This is a genomic window from Streptomyces sp. APSN-46.1, from assembly GCF_022815725.1.
In the GTDB taxonomy this organism is placed as follows: domain Bacteria; phylum Actinomycetota; class Actinomycetes; order Streptomycetales; family Streptomycetaceae; genus Streptomyces.
Genome location: NZ_JALGRF010000007.1, coordinates 179,763 through 200,120, shown reverse-complemented (window position 1 = coordinate 200,120; position 20,358 = coordinate 179,763). Strand labels below are relative to the sequence as shown.

17 protein-coding genes are annotated in these 20,358 nt (G+C 73.1%); 11 read left to right on the top strand and 6 right to left on the bottom strand.

Annotated elements, in window-relative coordinates; all coding sequences use genetic code 11:
• Positions 1-72 precede the first annotated feature (72 nt).
• Positions 73-1,395 carry a homogentisate 1,2-dioxygenase gene (gene hmgA / locus MTF65_RS20570; RefSeq protein ID WP_243630323.1) on the bottom strand — a complete coding sequence of 441 codons (1,323 nt, stop codon included), beginning with the start codon at positions 1,393-1,395 and terminating at the stop codon, positions 73-75.
• A 264-nt stretch (positions 1,396-1,659) separates the two neighbouring features.
• On the opposite strand from hmgA, the gene MTF65_RS20565 reads away from it, so the two are divergent.
• The 8 genes from MTF65_RS20565 (at position 1,660) to MTF65_RS20530 (ending at position 13,567) form a co-directional block, all read left to right on the top strand.
• Complete coding sequence (locus tag MTF65_RS20565) at positions 1,660-3,822, top strand: right-handed parallel beta-helix repeat-containing protein (RefSeq protein WP_243630321.1); 2,163 nt, start codon at positions 1,660-1,662, stop codon at positions 3,820-3,822.
• 65 nt (positions 3,823-3,887) lie between these two features.
• Complete coding sequence (locus MTF65_RS20560) at positions 3,888-4,760, top strand: hypothetical protein (protein WP_374207273.1); 873 nt, start codon at positions 3,888-3,890, stop codon at positions 4,758-4,760.
• Positions 4,761-4,983: 223 nt separating this feature from the next.
• The gene (locus tag MTF65_RS20555; protein ID WP_243630435.1) at positions 4,984-6,279 is read left to right on the top strand and encodes a hypothetical protein; all 1,296 of its coding nucleotides are present in this window, start codon (positions 4,984-4,986) and stop codon (positions 6,277-6,279) included.
• 58 nt (positions 6,280-6,337) lie between these two features.
• Entirely contained in the window at positions 6,338-6,958 is a 621-nt protein-coding gene (locus MTF65_RS20550; protein ID WP_243630434.1) for a TetR/AcrR family transcriptional regulator, read from the top strand.
• 154 nt (positions 6,959-7,112) lie between these two features.
• Complete coding sequence (locus MTF65_RS20545; RefSeq protein WP_243630320.1) at positions 7,113-9,311, top strand: molybdopterin oxidoreductase family protein; 2,199 nt, start codon at positions 7,113-7,115, stop codon at positions 9,309-9,311.
• Between the two features lie 73 nt (positions 9,312-9,384).
• On the top strand, positions 9,385-10,830 hold the full coding sequence (locus MTF65_RS20540; protein ID WP_243630317.1) for a CitMHS family transporter: 1,446 nt from the start codon (positions 9,385-9,387) through the stop codon (positions 10,828-10,830).
• 109 nt (positions 10,831-10,939) lie between these two features.
• Entirely contained in the window at positions 10,940-12,352 is a 1,413-nt protein-coding gene (locus MTF65_RS20535; RefSeq protein ID WP_243630312.1) for an aldehyde dehydrogenase family protein, read from the top strand.
• A gap of 135 nt (positions 12,353-12,487) precedes the next feature.
• On the top strand, positions 12,488-13,567 hold the full coding sequence (locus tag MTF65_RS20530) for a Zn-dependent alcohol dehydrogenase (protein ID WP_243630310.1): 1,080 nt from the start codon (positions 12,488-12,490) through the stop codon (positions 13,565-13,567).
• A 34-nt stretch (positions 13,568-13,601) separates the two neighbouring features.
• Here MTF65_RS20530 and MTF65_RS30540 read toward each other — a convergent pair whose 3' ends face one another.
• Together MTF65_RS30540 and MTF65_RS20520 are read right to left on the bottom strand one after the other, a co-directional pair.
• On the bottom strand, positions 13,602-14,894 hold the full coding sequence (locus MTF65_RS30540) for a HEAT repeat domain-containing protein (RefSeq protein ID WP_243630309.1): 1,293 nt from the start codon (positions 14,892-14,894) through the stop codon (positions 13,602-13,604).
• Complete coding sequence (locus MTF65_RS20520) at positions 14,891-15,532, bottom strand: TetR/AcrR family transcriptional regulator (protein ID WP_243630308.1); 642 nt, start codon at positions 15,530-15,532, stop codon at positions 14,891-14,893. Before MTF65_RS20520 ends, MTF65_RS30540 begins: the two co-directional genes overlap by 4 nt.
• Before the next feature lie 108 nt (positions 15,533-15,640).
• Here MTF65_RS20520 and MTF65_RS20515 point away from each other — a divergent pair, with 108 nt between their 5' ends.
• Both MTF65_RS20515 and MTF65_RS20510 read left to right on the top strand, forming a co-directional pair.
• On the top strand, positions 15,641-16,792 hold the full coding sequence (locus MTF65_RS20515; protein ID WP_243630307.1) for an acyl-CoA dehydrogenase family protein: 1,152 nt from the start codon (positions 15,641-15,643) through the stop codon (positions 16,790-16,792).
• Positions 16,793-16,939: 147 nt separating this feature from the next.
• On the top strand, positions 16,940-17,575 hold the full coding sequence (locus MTF65_RS20510; protein ID WP_243630306.1) for a TetR/AcrR family transcriptional regulator: 636 nt from the start codon (positions 16,940-16,942) through the stop codon (positions 17,573-17,575).
• Here MTF65_RS20510 and MTF65_RS20505 read toward each other — a convergent pair.
• Positions 17,566-18,027 (bottom strand): MaoC family dehydratase, encoded by a 462-nt coding sequence (locus MTF65_RS20505; RefSeq protein ID WP_243630305.1) that lies wholly within the window; start codon positions 18,025-18,027, stop codon positions 17,566-17,568. The two genes, MTF65_RS20510 and MTF65_RS20505, sit on opposite strands and share 10 nt — an antisense overlap.
• Before the next feature lie 120 nt (positions 18,028-18,147).
• On the opposite strand from MTF65_RS20505, the gene soxR reads away from it, so the two are divergent.
• Positions 18,148-18,591: a redox-sensitive transcriptional activator SoxR gene (gene soxR / locus MTF65_RS20500; protein WP_243630303.1), complete on the top strand. Its 444-nt coding sequence runs from the start codon at positions 18,148-18,150 to the stop codon at positions 18,589-18,591.
• 175 nt (positions 18,592-18,766) lie between these two features.
• Here soxR and MTF65_RS20495 read toward each other — a convergent pair whose 3' ends face one another.
• Together MTF65_RS20495 and MTF65_RS20490 are read right to left on the bottom strand one after the other, a co-directional pair.
• Positions 18,767-19,624 (bottom strand): 3-keto-5-aminohexanoate cleavage protein, encoded by an 858-nt coding sequence (locus MTF65_RS20495; protein ID WP_308407192.1) that lies wholly within the window; start codon positions 19,622-19,624, stop codon positions 18,767-18,769.
• A gap of 17 nt (positions 19,625-19,641) precedes the next feature.
• Complete coding sequence (locus tag MTF65_RS20490) at positions 19,642-20,247, bottom strand: hypothetical protein (RefSeq protein WP_243630301.1); 606 nt, start codon at positions 20,245-20,247, stop codon at positions 19,642-19,644.
• Positions 20,248-20,358 lie beyond the last annotated feature (111 nt).

Genomic DNA, 20,358 nt, shown 5'->3' with positions numbered 1-20,358 from the left:
TCTGTGGGGACAAGGGGGGCGGGACGGCTTGGGGCGGGGGCGTGCGCGCCGGCGTGGCGGGCTCAGCGCATGTTAGGCACGGAAATGGCGCTGGAGACCCCGCCAGACGTCGTCGTATCCGCGCTGGAGGTGGTCCGCGCCGGCTGCCTGGGCGGTGGCGGTGATCGGCCAGCGGGTCTCGAACATGAAGGCGAGGCCGTCGTCGATCTTCTGCGGCTTCAGCTCGGCGGCGCTCGCCTTGTCGAAGGTCTCCTGGTCCGGGCCGTGCGCCGACATCATGTTGTGGAGGGAGCCACCGCCTGGAACGAAGCCCTCCGCCTTGGCGTCGTAGGCGCCCTCGATCAGGCCCATGTACTCGCTCATGACGTTCCGGTGGAAGTACGGCGGGCGGAAGGTGTCCTCGCCGACCAGCCAGCGCGGGGCGAAGACCACGAAGTCCACGCCCGCCAGGCCCGGGGTGTCGGAGGGCGAGGTCAGCACGGTGAAGATCGACGGGTCGGGGTGGTCGTAGCTGATGGAGCCCAGGACGTTGAACCGCCGCAGGTCGTACACGTACGGCGCGTGGGTGCCGTGCCAGGCGACGACGTCGAGCGGGGAGTGGTCGTAGGTCGCGGACCAGAGGTTGCCGCAGAACTTGTTGACAACCTCGGTCGGGCGATCGATGTCCTCGTACGCGGCGACCGGGGCGCGGAAGTCCCGGACGGCGGCGAGGCCGTTGGCGCCGATGGGGCCCAGGTCGGGCAGCTCGAAGGGGCGGCCGTAGTTCTCGCAGACGTAGCCGCGGGCGGGGGCGTCCTCGCCGTCCAGCAGCTCGACGCGGAAGCGGACGCCGCGTGGGATCAGGGCGACCTCGCCGGGGCGGGCCGCGAGCAGGCCGAGCTCGGTGCGCAGCAGCAGCCCGCCGCGCTCGGGGACGATCAGCAGCTCGCCGTCCGAGTCGCTGAACACCCGGTCGGTCATGGAGACGTTGGCGGCGTAGAGGTGGATGGCCATGCCGGCGCGCTGGGCGGCGTCGCCGTTGCCGCCGAGGGTCCAGAGGCCGGCCAGGAAGTCGGTGCCGGGGGCCGGGTCGGGCAGCGGGTTCCAGCGCAGCCGGTTCGGGTCCGCCGGGGCCTCGGTGAAGGGCGCGCTGCGCAGGGCGCCGTTGTCGATCCGGGTGAAGGGCGGGTGCGCGGCCGAGGGGCGGATCCGGTAGAGCCAGGAGCGGCGGTTGTGGTGGCGCGGCTCGGTGAAGGCACTGCCGCTGAGCTGCTCGGCGTAGAGGCCGAGGGGGGAGCGCTGGGGCGAGTTCCGGCCGAGCGGGAGCGCGCCGGGGACGGCCTCCGAGCTGTGCTCGTTGCCGAAGCCGGTGAGGTACTCCAGCGCCTCCGCCGTCTTCCTGGCCTGCTCGCTCATGGCTGCTCCCGCTCTGTCGAAGGAATCCTATGGGTGACAGTAGGATTCCTCGGCTCGCACGTCAACGGGCTCTTCCGGCCCCTTCCGGCTGGCTTGTCCCTCTTTGTGCACCTCTTGCAGCCCCCTTGCAGCCCCCTTGCGGCCTGGTTGCGGCCTGCTTGTGGCCTGCTTGTGGCCCCCTCGCGGCCCGCCCGGCCCACCCGCCCGACATTCACAGTGCGGAGGGGGATCCGAAAAGATGAACATTGCTCTACTCTCACGCGCATGTCGTGGACCCGCAGGTTCCCTGCCGTGCCGGCGGCGCTCCTCGCCGCCCTCCTCGCCCTCCTGTCCCTCCTCGTCGCCGCGCCCGTCGCCCGCGCGCACGAGGAGCGCCCCGTCGCCCTCCCGGACGGCTCCGGATCCGTGCCGCGGTACCGGGAGGGCGAGCCCGACCTCGTGGTCTGCAAGACCGACCGGCCCGCCTTCGAGCGCCGTATCGCCGCCTTCCCGGAAGAGCTGAAGCAGCGCAACCTCGCCCTCTACGAGCGGTGCGAGAAGAACGGCTACCGGCACCTCCAGGAAGCCGTCGACGCCGTGGACCGGCCGGGAATGAACATCGCGATCCTCCCCGGCCTGTACGAGGAGGAGCCCTCGCTCCCCGAACCCACGGGCGAGTGCGCCTCGCTGAAGGCGCCCGACTCCTCCCTCGGCTACCAGATCCTCAGCTACGAGCAGCAGCTCGCCTGCCGCCACAACCAGAACCTCGTCGCGATCCTCGGCAAGACCGACCTCCAGATCGAGGGCACAGGCGCCTCCCGGCTGGACGTCGTCATCGACGCCAAGTACCAGAAGCTCAACGGCATCCGCGCCGACAAGTCCAACGGCATCTACTTCCGCAACTTCACCGCGCAGCGCACCACCTTCAACTCGCTGTACGTGCTCGCGGGCGACGGCTTCGTCATCGACGACGTCCTGACCCGCTGGAACGACGAGTACGGCTTCCTGACCTTCGCCAGCGACCACGGCCTCTACAAGAACTGCGAGTCGTACGGCAACGGCGACTCAGGCATCTACCCCGGCAGCGCCTCCGACATCAACGACGGCCGCGGCTACGACGTCCCGCGCTACTCCATCGAGATCACCGGCTGCCGCAGCCACCACAACATGGTCGGCTACTCCGGCACCGCGGGCGACTCGGTGTGGGTGCACGACAACGAGTTCGACCAGAACATGGGCGGCGCCTCGATGGACAGCGCCTTCCCCGGACACCCCGGACTCCCGCAGAACCACGCCAAGTTCGAGCGCAACCTGATCCACGACAACAACCAGGACTACTACCCCCACGTCGCCGACGGCACCTGCGCCAAGGCGCCGATCGAGCGCGGATACGAGCAGGGCGTGGTCTGCCCGCAGATCTCCATGCCGCCGGGCACCGGCATCATCACCGCGGGCGGCAACTGGAACCTGTACGAGAACAACTGGGTGTACGGGCACCGGCGCGCCGGGTTCTTCCTCAGCGCCGTCCCCGCCTTCATCCGCGGCGAGGAGGACTGGGCCAAGCAGACCGACACCTCCCACCACAACCGCTACGCCGGAAACGTGATGGGCAAGGACAAGTCCGGCGCGTCCCGCCCCAACGGCATGGACGTGTGGTGGGACGGCCAGGGCCGCGCCAACTGCTGGCAGGACGGACCCGACGGCTCCACCCCGGGCACCGTCCCGCGGTGCGGCGACCGCCGGGGCGAGGTGTCCGGCGCGTCCTCCCGCCTGGTGGGCGAACCGGTGAAGCTCGCCCAGCTCCTGGTCTGCGCCGACTACAGCGTCCAGGCGCGCAAGCTCCCGGCCGGCTGCGACTGGTACGGGGCGCGCGGCCTGGAACGGGTGGAGACCCAGCTCGCGGCGGCCGTCGCGGTGGTGCTGCTGCTGGTCGGCGGGGTGCTGTGGTGGCGCCGGCTGCGCGGGTCCCGGCTGGGTACGGCCGCCTCGCTGCTCGGCCTGGCCGGCCTGATCCTGGACGTGGCGGGTTCCACCATGCCGCTGACCGCCACCCCCGTCCCGGCCCTCGCGCTGCTGCTCCTGGGCCTGGGGTGGACGGGCGTCGGCCTGGCCCTGCGCCCCGACCGGCCGTGGCTGGGCCGCCTGAGCCTGCTGCTGGGCGGACTGACCCTGCTGGACGCCTTCGACAAAGCCGTCCTGATGATCCCGTGGATTCCGCTCGGGCCCGCCTGGATACGGGCGTTCGTGGCGGTGCTGTGGGTGCTCTGGGCGGTCATCGCCTCGGCCCGCCCGGGTACCCCGGCCCGCCCCGCCGGCCCGGGCGGCGACCCAGACGGTGACCGCGCCCCCGGCCCGGACGGCCCCGCCCCGGCCCTGAGCGCGGCCGCCACCCCCGAACCCCCGGCCGCCACCCCCGAACCCCCGGCCGCCACCGGAGGCCGGCGGTGACCCATGTCCGCGCCGAGGCCTCCGACCGCGCCGACGGCGTCCGTTGCGAGGCCTGTGATCCGCCGCTGCCCCGCGCGCCCCGCCGGACCTTCCGCACCGCGGCCCTGATCGCCGTCCTCCTGTTCTTCGCGGGCGTCGCGGCGACGGGCTGCGGGGGCAGGGCCACCACCCACCACAAGCCCGGCACCAGCCACGAGCAGGCCTCCGGCAGCGTGGGCCTCCTGCTCGAAACCGAGGACGGCGCCGGACACCGGCTCCGCGAGGTCCCGGCCGGGGGCGCGCCGGAGGTGCGGATCACCGCCCGCCCCGACACGGAGGACGGCTGGAACCTGCACCTGGAGGTGAAGCACTTCCGCTTCACCCCCGACAGCACCGGCGGCGCCGCCCTCCCGGGCGCGGGCCACGCCCACCTGGAGCTGGACGGCCGCAAACTGGCGCGGTTGTACGGCCCCTGGTTCCACCTGCCCGCCGCGCAGGTCCCCGAGGGCGCGCACACCCTGACCGTCCGGCTCTACGCGGACGACCACACCGCCTGGGCGGTGGCCGGCAAGCCGGTCGAGGCCGCCGTCCCCCTCACCGGCGGAGCCCCCGGCCAGGGCGCGGGAGCCCACAGCCACGGGCCCGCCCCCGCCACGCCCCCGAAGGCCACGACTCCGGAGGCCGCAGCCCCGCAGGCCGACCGCACGGTCACGGTCACGATCCGGGACGGCAAGGTCGCCCCCGCCCCGGGCCGCACCGAGCTCAAGCGCGGCGAACGCGTCGCGCTCCGGGTCACCAGCGACCGCCCGGACACCCTGCACGTCCACGGCTACGACAAGGAACTCGCCCTGCCGGCAGGGCAGGAGGCCACCCTGACCCTGACCGCCGACCGCACCGGCCTCTTCGAGGTCGAGACCCACGGGTCCCGACTCGTCCTGACCCAGCTCCTCGTCCGATGACCCCACCCCCACCCCCGATCCCGAGCGACGACCGGGCTCCCGACCACGCCCCCGCCGCCCGCGCGGCCCCCCGCGCCGCCCCCGGCCGGCTCCCCGGGCTCGGGCCCGAGCCCGGGACGCCAGTTCGAGGGTGTGGCGGGGCGCTGACCCTGGGGGGTCGGTGGTGACCCCGGCCGGGCCGGGGCCCCTCCCCGGCGCGGGCGCCGGCGGTGCCGGCCAGGGCGTGGTCCTTCACCCGGCCGATCCGCTCACCGCCCTCGCGCACGGGATCGGGTCCCAGCACGATCTGCCCATCTCTCCCTTCTACGCCTTCGCCGGTGCCTTCGCCGCGCTGTTCGTCTCCTTCCTCGCACTGGGCCTGCTCTGGTCCACCTCCCGGTTCCGCGGCGACCGCTCCGGCCTCGCCCTGCCCGCCGGGCTCCAGCGGGTGGCAGACGCGCCTGCCACCCGCACCGCCCTGCGCGGGCTCGGCCTCGCGGCCGCGCTCGCCGTCCTGCTCTCCCTTCTCCTCGGTCCCGACACCCCCGACCGGAACCCCGCTCCCGGCGCCGTCTACGTCCTCCTCTGGGTCGGTCTCGTCCCCGCCTCCCTCCTCCTCGGCCCCGTGTGGCGCCTCCTCAACCCGCTCCGCACCCTGCACCGCCTGCTCTCCAAGGCCTTCCGCCCCACAGCCCGCCCGCTTCCCGCCCGGCTCGGACAATGGCCCGCCGCGGCCGGGCTGTTCGGCTTCACCTGGCTCGAACTCGTCGCTCCTGATCCCGCGTCCACCACCACCCTTCTGATCGCCCTCGCCGCCTACGCCGGTGCCCAACTCCTGCTCGCCGCCCGCTTCGGCGAGCGCTGGTTCACCGAAGGAGACGCCTTCGAGGCCTACTCCGCCCTTCTGGCCCGGCTCTCCCCCCTCGGCCGGCGTGACGACGGCCGCCTGGTGGTCCGTAATCCCTTCCATGGACTCGACGCGACGCCCGAGCGGCCCGGACTCGTCGCCACCGTCTGTGTCCTGCTCGGCTCCACCGCATACGACGGCTTCTCCGACAACCCCGCCTGGATCAACTCGATACAGACCTCCCCCCTCGGCCGCACCCCCGCGGCCACCCTCGGACTTCTTGGCTCCATCGCCCTAGTCGCCGCCCTCTACGGCCTGTGCGCGGCAGTCACCCGCCTCGTCTGCGGCCCGCACCCCGGCCCGCTGACCGCCTTCGCGCACTCACTCGTGCCGATCGCGCTCGGCTATCTCATCGCCCATTACTTCTCCCTCTTCGTCACCGAAGGACCACGTACAGTAAGCATGGCACTCGGCACTGACAAAGCCCCCGAACCCTTGCCGCCACTGGGTCCCGGCGGCCTCGCCACCCTCCAGGTCGCCGCTGTCGTCACCGGCCACGTGCTCGGTGTCATCGCCGCCCACGACCGCTCCGTGCGCCTCTTCCCTCCCGCCAAGGCCGTGGCCGGCCAGCTCCCGCTGCTCGCGCTGATGATCACCTTCACCATCGGAGGGATCGGCCTCCTGTTGAATTGAGACGGCCGCTTGAATTGAGACGGCCGCCGAACCGAGGAGCCAGGAGCGGAGCGGCATGATGGACCCCGTGCCCCCAGCCCACCCCCTGCGCCGGACCCCGATCCAGCAGCGCAGCGCCGACCGGCTCGCCCGGATCCTCGATGCCTGCGCCGAACTCCTGGACGAGACCGGGTACGAGAACCTGAGCACCCGGGCCGTCGCCCAGCGCGCCGGTGTGCCCATCGGTTCGGTCTACCGCTTCTTCGGGAACAAGCGGGCCATGGCCCTCGCCCTCGCGCACCGCAACCTCGACCGCTACGCCGACGGCATCGAGAGCCGGCTCGCCGGCCTCCCCGCCACCCACTGGCGGCCGGTGGTTGACGCCGTACTGGACGAGTACCTGGCCATGAAGCGCAGTGTGCCCGGCTTCGCCCTCGTCGACTTCGGAGTGCCCGCGCCGCCCGCCGACGGTCGCGGCGCCGACCCCAACCACCTGGTCGCCGCCCGCCTCGCCGAGTTGCTCTGCGCTCATCTCGGCCTCGTCCCGGACGCCGCACTGGGGCGGGCCGTCCTCGTCGCGGTGGAGGCCACCGACGCGCTGACCAAGCTGGCCTTCCGGGTCGATCCGGCCGGCGACCCCGACATCGTCGCCGAGACCCGGGCGATGATGCACGCCTACCTCGCTCGCGTCCTGGACTGACCGAGCCGCACTGACCGAGCCGCAATGACCGAGCCGCATTGAGCCGCATTGACCGAGCAGTCGAACCCTCCCCACCGTGCCTACCGGTCGGTATGCTCGATCCCCCGCAGTGCCCGCGTAGCCACGTCGCGGTCTGCCGTCCCCAGGAGGGCCCATGCCCCGCACCGCCCCGCGCATCTGCCCGCTCTGCGAAGCCACCTGCGGTCTCACCCTCACCATCGAGGGCACCACCGTCACAGGAGCCCGCGGCGACCGCGACGACGTCTTCAGCAGGGGCTTCATCTGCCCGAAGGGCGCCGCCTTCGGCGCGGTCGACGGGGACCCCGACCGGCTGCGCACCCCCCTCGTCCGCCGCGACGGGCGGCTCCAGGAAGCCACCTGGGAAGAGGCGTTCGAGACCATCGCCGCCGCGATCCCCGCGCTGGTCCGGGAGCACGGCGGCCAGTCCGTCGGCGTCGTCCTGGGCAACCCGAACACCCACACCATGGCCGGCGCCCTCTATCCGCCGGTGCTCCTCAAAGCCCTCGGGACCCGCAACCTCTTCACCGCGAGCACCCTTGACCAGATGCCCAAGCACGTCTCCAGCGGACTGCTGTTCGGAGACCCCTTCGCGATCCCGGTGCCCGACCTGGACCGCACCGACTTCCTGCTGCTCCTGGGCGCCAACCCGGTGGAGTCCAACGGCTCCCTGTGCACCGCGCCCGACTTCCCCGGCAGACTCAAGGCCCTCCGCGCCCGCGGCGGCACCCTGGTCGTCGTCGACCCGCGCCGCACCCGCACGGCCCGGCTCGCCGACCGGCACCTCGCTCCGCACCCCGGCAGCGACGCACTGCTGCTCGCCGCCCTCGCGCACACCCTGCTCGACGAGAAGCTCGCCGCCCCCGGCACGCTCGCGGAACAGACCGAAGGACTCGGGGAACTCGCCGCCGCGCTCGAGAGTTTCACTCCTGAGGCCGTGGCCCCCGCCTGCGACCTCAAGGCCGCCGAGATCCGCGTCCTCGCCCGCGAGCTCGCGGCCGCGCCGACCGCCGCCGTCTACGGGCGGATCGGCAGCTGCACCGTCGAGTACGGCACCCTCGCCAGCTGGCTGGTCGACGTACTGAACATCCTCACCGGCAATCTCGACCGGCCGGGCGGGGCCCTCTTCCCGCTCTCCGCGACCGACCGCGCGCCCCGGCCCCCCGGACCCGGCAAGGGGTTCGCCCTCGGCCGCTGGCGCAGCCGGGTCAGCGGCCACCCCGAGGCCAAGAGCGAACTCCCGATCGCCGCCCTGGCCGAGGAGATCGAAACGCCGGGGGAGGGGCGGATCCGCGCCCTGATCGCCATCGCGGCGAACCCCGTACTGTCCGCCCCCGACGGCCGGCGGCTCGACACCGCCCTGGCCGGGCTCGACTTCATGGTCAGCGTGGACCCGTATCTGAACGAGACCTCCCGCCACGCCCACGTCGTACTGCCCCCGCCGCCGCCCTCGCAGAGCGCCCACTTCGACTTCGCGTTCAACGCCTTCGCCATCCGCAACCAGGCACGCTACTCACCGCCCGCCATCCCCCTGGAGGAGGGCCGGATGGACGAGTGCGAAATCCACGCGCGCCTCATCCTCGCCGTGTCAGGGCTGCACGGTGCCCCGCCGGGGGCCGTAGACGACCGCCTCATCGCCGACACGCTCGCCCGGGCCGTCGAGGACAGCCACTCGCCGCTGTTCGGCGGCGATCCGCAGGAGCGGGATCGCCTGCTGGCCGGCGGCACCGGGCCCGAGCGGCGGCTCGACCTGATGCTGCGCCTCGGGCCGTACGACCTCACCCTCGACGATCTCCGCAACGCACCGCACGGCATCGACCTGGGCCCGCTGCGGCCCCGGCTCCCGGGCGTGCTGAGGACGCGCAGCGGCAGGATCGAGCTGCTGCCGGAGCCGATCGCGGCCGAACTCCCCAGGCTGCGCGCCGCGCTCGCCGAACGCCCCGCCGCCCTGGTGCTCGTGGGCCGCCGCCATCTGCGGTCCAACAACAGCTGGTTGCACAACGTCCCGGCCCTCACCGGAGGTTCCAACCGCTGCACCCTCCAAGTCCACCCGGAGGACGCCGGCCGGCTCGGCCTCGCCGACGGCGGCCGGGCACGGATCACCGCGGACGGCGGCAGCCTGGAAGTACCCGTCGAGGTCACCGACGCGGTCCGCCGCGGTGTCGTGAGCCTTCCGCACGGCTGGGGCCACGACCGCGACGGATCCCGGCTCTCGGTGGCCTCCGCCGAGCCCGGAGCCAACGTCAACCAGCTCCTCGACGGCACCCGGCTCGACCCGCTGTCCGGCACGGCCGTGCTCAACGGTTTCCCCGTCGAGCTGGCACCCCTGCCCTGAGCTGGGGTTTTGCTCGTATTGCTCACGCCCGGACGTCTTGTTGGCACGAGGAGTCGACACCTACGTTCCCCCCATGCTGACCTTCCTCGGCTTCGCCATGATCGCCACTTTCCTGGTCCTGATCATGCTGAAGAAAATGTCGCCCATCGCGGCGCTCGTCCTGATCCCCGCGCTGTTCTGCGTGTTCGCCGGCAAGGGTGCCCACCTCGGCGACTACGTCATCGACGGCGTCGGCAAACTCGCGCCGACCGCCGCCATGCTGATGTTCGCCATCGTCTACTTCGGCGTGATGATCGACGTCGGCCTCTTCGATCCGATCGTCCGGGGCATCCTGCGCTTCTGCAAGGCCGACCCGATGCGTGTCGTGGTCGGCACGGCCGCCCTCGCCGCGATCGTCTCCCTCGACGGAGACGGCTCGACGACCTTCATGATCACCGTCTCGGCCATGTACCCGCTCTACAAGCGGCTCGGGCTGAGCCTGGTGGTCATGACGGGCGTCGCCGCCACCGCCAACGGCGTGATGAACACCCTGCCCTGGGGCGGTCCCACGGCCCGCGCCGCCACCGCGCTCAAGCTCGACGCCGCCGACATCTTCGTCCCGATGATCCCGGCCCTCGCGGTCGGCCTGCTCTGTGTGTTCATCCTCGCGTACGTCCTCGGTCTCAAGGAGCGCCGCCGGGTCGGCACGCTGGTCCTCCCGACGGGTGCCGACGAGGAGCCCGAGCTGGTCACCGCGGCGGCGGGTTCCGCCGAGGGCCAGACCGGTACGGCGGCCCCCGCCTCCGCCGGTACCCCCGCCTCTGGAGGGATCCGGGGCTCCGCCGGTACCCCCGCCTCCGCCGCCCCGGCCTCCGGCAGCGCTCCGGCGGAGGAGGGCTTCCAGGGGCTCGACCCGCACCGCCCCACCCTCCGCCCCCGCCTCTACTGGTTCAACGCGGGCCTCACCGTCGCCCTGCTCACCGCGATGATCATGGAACTGCTGCCCATCCCGGTGCTCTTCCTGCTCGGCGCGGCCCTCGCCCTCACCGTCAACTTCCCTCACATGCCAGACCAGAAGGCCCGGATCGCCGCCCACGCCGACAACGTTCTGAACGTCGCCGGCATGGTCTTCGCCGCCGCCGTCTTCACCGGCGTCCTCAGCGGCACCGGCATGGTCAAGCACATGGCCGACTGGCTGGTCGGCGCCATCCCCGAGGGCATGGGCCCGCACATGGCCCTGGTCACCGGCCTGCTCAGCCTGCCCCTCACCTACTTCATGTCCAACGACGGTTTCTACTTCGGCGTTCTGCCGGTACTCGCCGAGGCCGGCGCCGCGCACGGGGTCTCCCCGCTGGAGATCGCCCGCGCCTCCCTGGTCGGGCAGGCGCTGCACATGTCCAGTCCGCTGGTTCCCGCCGTCTACGTCCTCGTCGGCATGGCCAAGGTCGAGTTCGGCGACCACACCCGCTTCACCGTGAAATGGGCGGCCCTCACCTCCCTCGTCGTCCTCGCGGCAGGGATGCTTTTCGGCATCATCTGAGCGGTACGGGCCCTGGCGCGGGCAAAACTACCGCCGCTAGTTTGTAGGGTGTTCGAGCGGCCTGTGCCAGGTCGCTCACATACGCTCGCGCGTGCTCGGGAGGAATGCGATGAAGGCCCACGACGGGATGTACATCGGCGGGGAGTGGCGGCCCGCCGCCGGACGCGAGCGGATCGAGGTGGTCAACCCGGCCGACGAGAAGATCATCGGCGGGGTGCCGGCGGGGACCGCCGAGGACGTGGACGAGGCCGTACGCGCGGCCCGTGCGGCCTTCCCCGGCTGGGCGGCGACCCCGCCGGCCGAGCGGGGCGCCCTCATCGGAGCCCTCCGCGACGTGCTGATCGCCCGCAAGAGGGAGATCGCCGAGACCATCACCGCCGAACTCGGCTGCCCCCTGGGCTTCTCGGAGATGATCCACGCCGGGGCGCCGATCGGGGTGGCCTCCTCATTCGCCGAGCTGGCGGCCTCGTACGCCTTCGAGGAGCGGATCGGTAACTCCACCGTGCTGCTGGAACCGGTCGGTGTGGTCGGGGCCATCACCCCCTGGAACTACCCGCTGCACCAGATCGTTGCAAAGGTGGCGCCCGCTCTCGCCGCCGGCTGCACCCTCGTCCTCAAGCCGGCCGAGGAGACCCCGCTGACCGCACAGCTCTTCGCCGAAGCCGTGCACGAGGCGGGCATCCCGGCCGGAGTCTTCAACCTGGTGACCGGTACCGGCCCGGTCGCGGGGCAGGCACTGGCCGCGCACGAAGGAGTCGACCTCGTCTCCTTCACCGGCTCGACCGCCGTCGGCAAGCAGATCGGCGCCACCGCCGGCGCCGCGGTCAAGCGCGTCGCCCTGGAGCTGGGTGGCAAATCGGCCAATGTCATCCTGCCCGGCGCCGACCTGGCCAAGGCGGTCGAGGTGGGCGTGGGCCACGTCATGAACAACAGCGGCCAGAGCTGCAACGCGCTCACCCGGATGCTCGTCCACCGGGACCAGCACGAGGAGGCCGTCTCGCTCGCGGCCGCCGCCGTGGCCGCGTACCCCTCCGGCGACCCCCTCGACGCCGCCACCCGCATCGGCCCCGTCATCAATGCCAAACAGCGCGACCGCGTCCGCGGATACATCGTCAAGGGCGTCGAGGAAGGCGCGCGCCTCGTCGCGGGCGGCCCCGACGCGCCCCACGAGCGCGGGTACTTCATCGCCCCGACCGTGTTCGCCGACGTCACACCCGAGATGACCATCGCGCAGGAGGAGATCTTCGGCCCGGTGCTCTCGATCCTCCCGTACGAGGACGAGGACGACGCCCTGCGCATCGCCAACGGCACGGTGTACGGGCTCGGCGGCGCCGTCTGGGCGGCGGACCAGGAGACGGCGGTCGCCTTCGCCCGCCGCATGGACACCGGCCAGGTGGACATCAACGGCGGCCGCTTCAACCTGCTCGCGCCCTTCGGCGGCTACAAGCAGTCGGGTGTCGGCCGCGAGCTCGGCCCGCACGGCCTGGCGGAGTACCTCCAGACCAAGTCGCTCCAGTTCTGAGCCGCTTCACGACGCAGAGCCCTGTTGTCGAGCAGGCCCGCGTTCCCGCCCCGCCGGTCCCGCTCGTTCCACCCCGCTCGTTCCCACCCCGCCGTTTCAGCCCATGCCAGCCCCGCACACACGGAGACGACGACCATGGTCCGCGCCGCCATCCTGCCCGCCGTCGGAGCCCCGCTGGAGATACGGGAGATCGTGCTGCCCGAACCCGGCCCCGGGCAGGTCCGGGTACGGCTCGCCGCCGCCGGGGTCTGTCACTCCGACCTCTCCCTCACCAACGGCACCATGCGGGTCCCCGTCCCCGCCGTCCTCGGCCACGAGGGCGCGGGCACGGTCCTCGCGGTCGGGGAGGGCGTCACCCATGTCGCCCCCGGCGACGGGGTGGTGCTCAACTGGGCCCCGTCCTGCGGGGAGTGCCACCACTGCACCATCGGTGAGGTCTGGCTCTGCGCCAAGGCCCTCACCGGGGTCGGGGCCGTCTACGCCCACGACGCCGAGGGCACGGAGCTGCACCCGGGGCTGAACGTGGCCGCGTTCGCCGAGGAGACGGTCGTCGCGGCCAACTGCGTGCTGCCCGCGCCCGACGGCATCCCGCTGGCCGAGGCAGCCCTGCTCGGCTGCGCCGTCCTGACCGGCTACGGAGCCGTCCACCACAGCGCCCAGGTCCGCCCGGGCGAGTCGGTGGCCGTCTTCGGCGTCGGCGGGGTCGGCCTGGCCGCCCTCCAGGCCGCGCGGATCGCGCAGGCGGGCCCGATCGTGGCCGTCGACGTCTCGCCCGCCAAGGAGGAACTCGCCCGCGCGGCCGGCGCCACCGACTTCGTGCTCGCCTCCGACACCACCGCCCAGCAGATCCGCGCGCTCACCGCCGGCCAGGGCGCGGACGTGGCCATCGAGTGCGTCGGCCGCGCCGACACCATCCGCGCCGCCTGGGAGTCCACCCGCCGGGGCGGCCGCACCACGGTCGTCGGTATCGGCGGCAAGGAGCAGCAGGTCACCTTCCACGCCCTGGAGATCTTCCACTTCGCCCGCACCCTCACCGGCTGCGTCTACGGCAACAGCGACCCGGCCCGCGACCTCCCGGTGATCGCCGACCACGTGCGCGCCGGCCGCCTCGACCTCGGCGCCCTCGTCACCGACCGCATCACCCTCGACGGCATCCCGGCGGCCTTCGACACGATGCTGGCGGGCAAGGGCGGCCGATCGTTGGTCGTCTTCTAGCCAAAAACCGGCTCCGGCCCGGCGCGGCCCGACCTCAGTCGGCCGCGCGGGCCGCCGCCCTCCGCTGCCCGAGGTGCCGGTGCGCGTCGTAGAGCCGCCCGAAGTAGGGGGCGTCCTCGTCGTACGGGTGAGGGAAGCGCTCCAACGCCTCCTCGCCCCTCGGGTCATCGAGGAGGGTCAACGTACGCATGGCTTCCACCCGGACGAACTCCTCCGGATCGTCGAGCAGGCGGGCCACGGCGTCCCGCACCTCGGCGGAACGCTCCTTGCGCTCCGCCAGGGTCTCGCAGGCCCGTCCCCGTATGGACGCGTCGGAGTCCCGGAGGTAGGCGAGCAGCACCGGTCGTAGCCGATCGCCGACGGCAGCGTCGTCCGGCTGCCCGTACAACGTCACCACGACGGCTCGCCTGACCACGGCGGACGGATGCCCGTGGTGGGGGAGTGCGAGGTCCAGGAAGTCCGGCGGGTCGGTTTCGGCCAGCCCCGAGATCACCTCCGCGAGCACTTCGGGGTCCGTCTCCTCGGTGAGCCATCCGAGGAACAGCTCCCGCGACGGCGGTACCGGACAGCCGGGCGCCTCCACGCAGCCCTCGTCCCCGCCGCACTCGTCGAAGAGGGCCATGCACCGCAACACGTCCGCACCGAAACGCCGTGCCGAGGGCCGTGGATGCGTCCGCAGCGCCGCGGCCGCCTCCCAGGTATCCCGGTCCGCGCGCTGGTACAGCACTTTTACGGTCGCGGAGTGCGTCACGTGTTCCAGGTCGGGCTCGGCCTCCGCCCGCGCCAGGAGTTCCTCGAAGGGTGTCCGTATCCCGTACGCCACCTCCAGTGAGCACAGGATCGCCGTGTGCCCGGTGCGCACCTGCGCGCCCCCCAGCCGCAGCAGGCCGGTGAGCCAGAACCCGTCCTCGTCGTCCGGGACACGACTGAGTTCCGCCGGTCCGGTGGCCCCCGTCCGGCGCCGCAGTTCGTTCTCGGCGCCCGTCTCGTGCCAGTGGCGGGCCAGTTCCAGGGCCGTCCGCCCGTCGGGGCCCGTCAGCCCGGTCGCGGCCGAGGAGCCTGTGAGCAGGTCGGCGATCGCGTAGCACCCCGCGTCGACAGCCCGCAGTAGCGGGGTGAAGCCGTCGGAGCTGCGCCGGTCGAGCTTCGCGTATTGCCGGAGCGCCTCGAACGCCGCGGCCAGGCCCTCGCCGACGGCGATGTCCAGCGCCGACAGTCCGTCCTCGCCCGGTGCATCGGGATCGGCGCCCGCGCCCAGCAGATCCCATATGCCCGCCTTGTCGTCCGCGCGTACCGCCGCGATCAGTGCGGCGCCGTGCTGTGTCACCCGTTCTCCTTCAATGCCTCGTACTGCGGGGCCAGCCCGTCCAGCAGCGCCGTCAGGCCCGTCTCGAACGCGCCCTCGTCCACCTCGCGCCGGCGCTCCGCCAGCAGATGCGCCTGGCCCAAGTGGGGGTAGTCCGCCGGGTCGTATGCCGTCTCGTCGTCCACGAAACCCCCGGCGAAGGAGGCCACCGCCGAGCCCAGGATGAAGTACCGCATCAGGGCGCCGATCCGGGTCGCGTGGGCTGGGGGCCAGCCCGCCGCCGTCATCGCGCCGAACACCGCGTCCGCCAGCCGCAGTCCGGCCGGGCGGCGGCCCGGCCCGCGCGCCAGCACGGGCACGATGTTCTGGTGGTCCGACAGGGCGTCCCGGTACGAGTGCGCCCACGCGTGCAGGGCCTCCCGCCAGTCCCTGCCGTCGTCGAACATCGACAAATCGACTCGTGCGCTCACCGAGTCCGCCACCGCGTCCAGGATCTCGTCCTTGGTGCGGAAGTGGTTGTACAGGGACGGCCCGCTGACCCCGAGCGCGGCCGCCAGCCGCCGCGTCGACACGGCCTCCAGCCCCTCGGCGTCCACCAGCGCGCCTGCCGCCTCGACGATGCGGTCTCTGCTGAGAAGGGGCTTGCGCGGTCTGGCCATGCGCCACATAGTAGGGCCTGCCCGCCCATAAACTACCGATGCTAGTTTAACGGCCCGGCCGGACCGGTCGGCCCATCGGCCCCACGCCACCACGCCCGGAGGTGCCCGGTGAATCTTGAGCTCAGCGAGGAGCAGTCCGCCGTACGCCGGCTCGCCCGCGAGTTCGCCGAGCGCGAGATCGCTCCGTACGCCGCCGAGTGGGACCGCGCCGAGAGCGTGGACCGGGCCATCGTGAAGAAGCTCGGCGCCCTCGGCTTCCTCGGCCTGACCGTCCCCGAGGAATACGGCGGCTCCGGTGGCGACCACCTCGCCTACGTCCTCGTCACCGAGGAACTCGGCCGAGGCGACTCCGCCGTACGCGGCATCGTCTCCGTCTCCCTCGGCCTCGTCGCCAAGACCATCGCCGCCTGGGGCACCGAGGAGCAGAAGCACGCCTGGCTGCCCCGGCTCTGCTCCGGCGACGCGCTCGGCTGCTTCGGCCTGACCGAACCCGGCACCGGCTCCGACGCGGGCAACCTCGACACCCGCGCCGTGCGCGACGGGGACTCGTACCTCGTCAGCGGCAGCAAGATGTTCATCACCAACGGCACCTGGGCCGACGTGGTCCTCCTCTTCGCCCGCACGGGCGACGAGCCCGGCCACCGCGGGATCTCCGCCTTCCTCGTCCCCGCCGACAGCCCCGGCCTGACCCGCCGCGAGATCCACGGCAAACTCGGCCTGCGCGGCCAGGCCACCGCCGAACTCGTCCTCGACGGCGTCCGCCTGCCCGCCTCCGCGATGCTCGGCCCGGAGGGCAAGGGCTTCTCCGTCGCCATGTCGGCCCTCGCCAAGGGACGGATGTCGGTCGCCGCCGGCTGCGTCGGCATCGCGCAGGCGGCGCTCGACGCGGCCGTCTCGTACGCCGCCCAGCGCGAGCAGTTCGGCAAGCCCATCGCCCACCACCAGCTGGTCCAGGAGCTGATCGCCGACATCTCCGTCGACGTGGACGCCGCCCGGCTGCTGACCTGGCGCGTCGCCGACCTCATCGACCGCGGACTGCCCTTCGCCACCGAGTCCTCCACCGCCAAGCTCTTCGCCTCCGAGGCCGCGGTGCGCGCCGCCAGCAACGCCCTCCAGGTGCACGGCGGCTACGGCTACATCGACGAGTACCCGGCCGGGAAACTGTTGCGCGACGCCCGCGTGATGACCCTGTACGAGGGCACCAGTCAGATCCAGAAGCTGCTCATCGGCCGGGCCCGCACGGGGATCTCCGCCTTCTGAGCCGCGCCTCGCGCCCCTTCCGCTTCCGTCGCGTCCGTACGTGAGGACGCGCGCGGAGGTGACCGTCGCTCTCCCCAAGAACGCTAAGCGCTTGCTCACCCTCCGGTAAGGTGTTCATTCCTACAGGGTGAAGAGGGTGAGCGAGCGATGGACAGCGCGGCGGAGACCGGCGGCTACCAGCCATGGTCCGAAGTCACGCCCGACGCGGCGCGGCGGCTGCTCGTCGCCGCCGTCGAAGCCTTCGCGGAGCGCGGATATCACGCGACCACCACACGTGACATCGCGGGGCGGGCCGGTATGAGCCCGGCCGCGCTCTACATCCACTACAAGACCAAGGAAGAGCTGCTCCACCGGATCAGCCGGATCGGCCACGACAAGGCCCTCGACATCCTGGAGACGGCCGCCTCCGGGCCCGGCAGCGCGGCCGAACGGCTCGACGCGGCCGTGCGGTCCTTCGTGCGCTGGCACGCGGCCCATCACACCACCGCGCGGGTGGTCCAGTACGAGCTCGATGCTCTCGCTCCGGAGCACCGCTCCGAAATCGTGGCACTGCGCCGCCAGAGCGACGCCGCCGTACGCCGCATCCTGGACGACGGCGTGCGCGCCGGGGAGTTCGACGCCCCCGACGTGCCCGGCACCACCCTCGCCGTGCTCTCCCTCTGCATCGACGTGGCCCGCTGGTTCAGCGTGGCCGGGCAGCGCACGCCCGACGAGGTCGGCGCGCTCTACTCCGACCTCGTGCTCCGCATGGTGGGCGCCCGGCCCGACGGCCCTCAGAAGTAGTAGCGGGACACCGACTCCGCCACGCACACCGGCTTCTCGGAGCCCTCGCACTCGACCATGACGGTGGCCGCGACCTGGACGCCGCCGCCCGCCTCCGTGACCTCCGTGATCACCGCGGTGGCGCGCAGCCGCGAGCCGACGGGCACCGGAGCCGGGAAGCGCACCTTGTTCACGCCGTAGTTGATGCCCATCTTCATGCCCTCGACCCGCATGATCTGCGGCACCAGGCTGGGCAGCAGCGACAGCGTCAGATAGCCGTGCGCGATGGTGGAACCGAACGGTCCGGAGGCCGCCCGCTCGGGATCCACGTGGATCCACTGGTGGTCGCCGGTGGCGTCCGCGAAGAGGTCGATCCGCTTCTGGTCCACCTCCAGCCACCCGCTGGGGCCGAGCGGCTCGCCGATCCCGGCGCTCAGCTCATCGGCGGACATGAAGATCCTCGGCTCGGCCATGCGTCGTCTCCCTCTCCCGGCTCTCCCGGACGAATAAGCGCTTGCTCAGCGCCTGCTCAGCATGGTGGGGCCGCATGTATCTGTCAACGGAGTCCGAGCCGTCCGACTAGGCTCGGACGGGTGCCGCAGATTCCCGAGAAAATCCACGAGCTCACCGTCGGCCAGCTGTCCGCGCGCAGCGGCGTGGCCGTCTCCGCGCTCCACTTCTACGAGGCCAAGGGCCTGATCGCCAGCCGCCGCACCTCCGGCAACCAGCGCCGCTACAGCCGAGACGCGCTGCGCCGGGTGGCCTTCGTACGGGCCGCCCAGCGCGTCGGCATCCCGCTCGCCAGCATCCGCGAGGCCCTCTCCAGGCTGCCCGAGGAGCGCACCCCCAACCGCGAGGACTGGGCCCGGCTCTCCGAGGCCTGGCGCGCCGAGCTCGACCGGCGGATCACCCAACTCGGCCGCCTGCGCGACCACCTGACGGACTGCATCGGCTGCGGCTGCCTCTCCCTGGAGAACTGCGCGCTGTCCAACCCGGACGACGTCTTCGGCGAACGCCTCACCGGCTCCCGCCTATAACCCCGCCCCGGCACCGGCCCCGGCCTCAGCACCCGCGCCGGCCCCGGCCCCGGCACCCCCGCCGGCCCCGGCCCCGGCACCGGCCCCGGCTCCGGCGTCCCCGCCGACACCCGCCCCAGCCTCAGCACCCGTGCCCGCCCCGGCCTCAGCACCCGCGCCAGCACCGGCCCCGGCCTCAAGCACCCGCGCTGGTACCGGCCCCGGCCTCAAGCACCCGCGCTGGTACCGGCCCCGGCCTCAGCACCGGCTGCCCCCGGCCCGCGCCGGCACCCGCCGCGCCCCCGTCGGCGGGCGAGGTCAGTTCCGCGATCGCTGCCCGTACCAGCTCGGCGTTCGACCGGGCCGGCCGCCCGTCCGGCAGCCGCAGTACGTCCCCTACGCCGATCCGCGCGCCCGTGCCACACCGCGCGGCCAGGCGCAGCACCGGCCAGGCGGCGGCCTCCCGCCCGCACAGCACGACCGGCACCGGCGGCAGCCAGCGCAGCCCCGCCACCAGCGCCGGATCGGCCGTCGCCGGCTCCGCCACCAGTCGCACCCGCCCGTGGTCCGGAGCCGGCCAGGCCAGGAACCGGGCGAGCGGCTCCGGCCCGGCGGGCCCGCCCAGCGCCACCACCGCGTCCACCGCGACCCCCCGCTCCAGCAGGGCCAGGGCCAGCTCCTCGGCGCCGGGCTCCCCGAAGTCCACCGCCGCCCGGTCGGGCAGGACCGCCCAGGACCGCACCCGCTCCAGCCGCCCCGCCGCATCCGGCTCGGCCCCGACGGCCGCGGGCACCGTGACCGGTACGCCGATCCCCGCGCCCCGCAGCGCCTCCAGCGCCGGGCCCACCACGCGGGGCGACAGGCTCTCCCGCCCGCACGGGGTGCGCGGGTGCACCAGCACCTCCCCGGCCCCGGCGGCGACGGCCCCCAACGCCGCCTCCACGAGATCCTCGGGGGACATCGGCACGGCGCCCCCCTCGGCCGCGCCCCGGGAACCGTTCAGCGAGACCTGCAACGAAACCTGCGGAGCTACCCGCGGCGAGACCCCCGGCACGGCCCGCCCCCCAGACCTCACGCCGCGCCCGCCGAAGGGGCCTCCGCCAACGCGTCGGCCAGCGCCGGTCTGGGCACCACGATTCCGCAGCCCCCGCACACCGGCCCGTCCCACGCCCAGGCCCCGGCGCCCGCCGCCCAGCGCCCGCGTCCCGTCCCCGGCGGCGGCCAGCGCAGCTCCCGCTCACCGCAGACTGGGCACGCCGTCCCGGGCTCCGACTCCAGCGCCCGGATCAGCCGCCGCAACACCTCGCCCAGCGTCCCCTCCGGCCGCACCCCCGGATCGGCGCACCGCACCACGGCGTCCCCGCTGCCGCCCCACGCCCACTCCGGCCGGCGCAGCCCGTCGTGCTTCTCCCGCCGGCGCCGCGCCGCGAACTGGCGCTCGTACTCCAGCCAGACGGCCCGCGCCTCCTCCAACTCCTCCAGCGCCGCGACCAGCCGCAACGGATCGGCCCCCCGGTCCTCGGGGGCGATCCCGTGCCGGTCGCACAGATGCCACCAGGTCGCCCGGTGCCCGTACGGCGCGAACCGCTCCAGGCAGCGGCGCAGCGAGTGACGCCGCAAGGCCCGGTCGTTCCGCGCGTCGCGCACCTGGTAGGCCAGACTCCGGAAACCCGCCATCACCCTCACCTCCGCCACGCCCATGCCCACGCCCGCACCGAGGCGTCGTACAAGGTCGAACGACGCCACACGCTCCGACGTGCCCAACATGCCCGGCGAGATGTGGGCGCA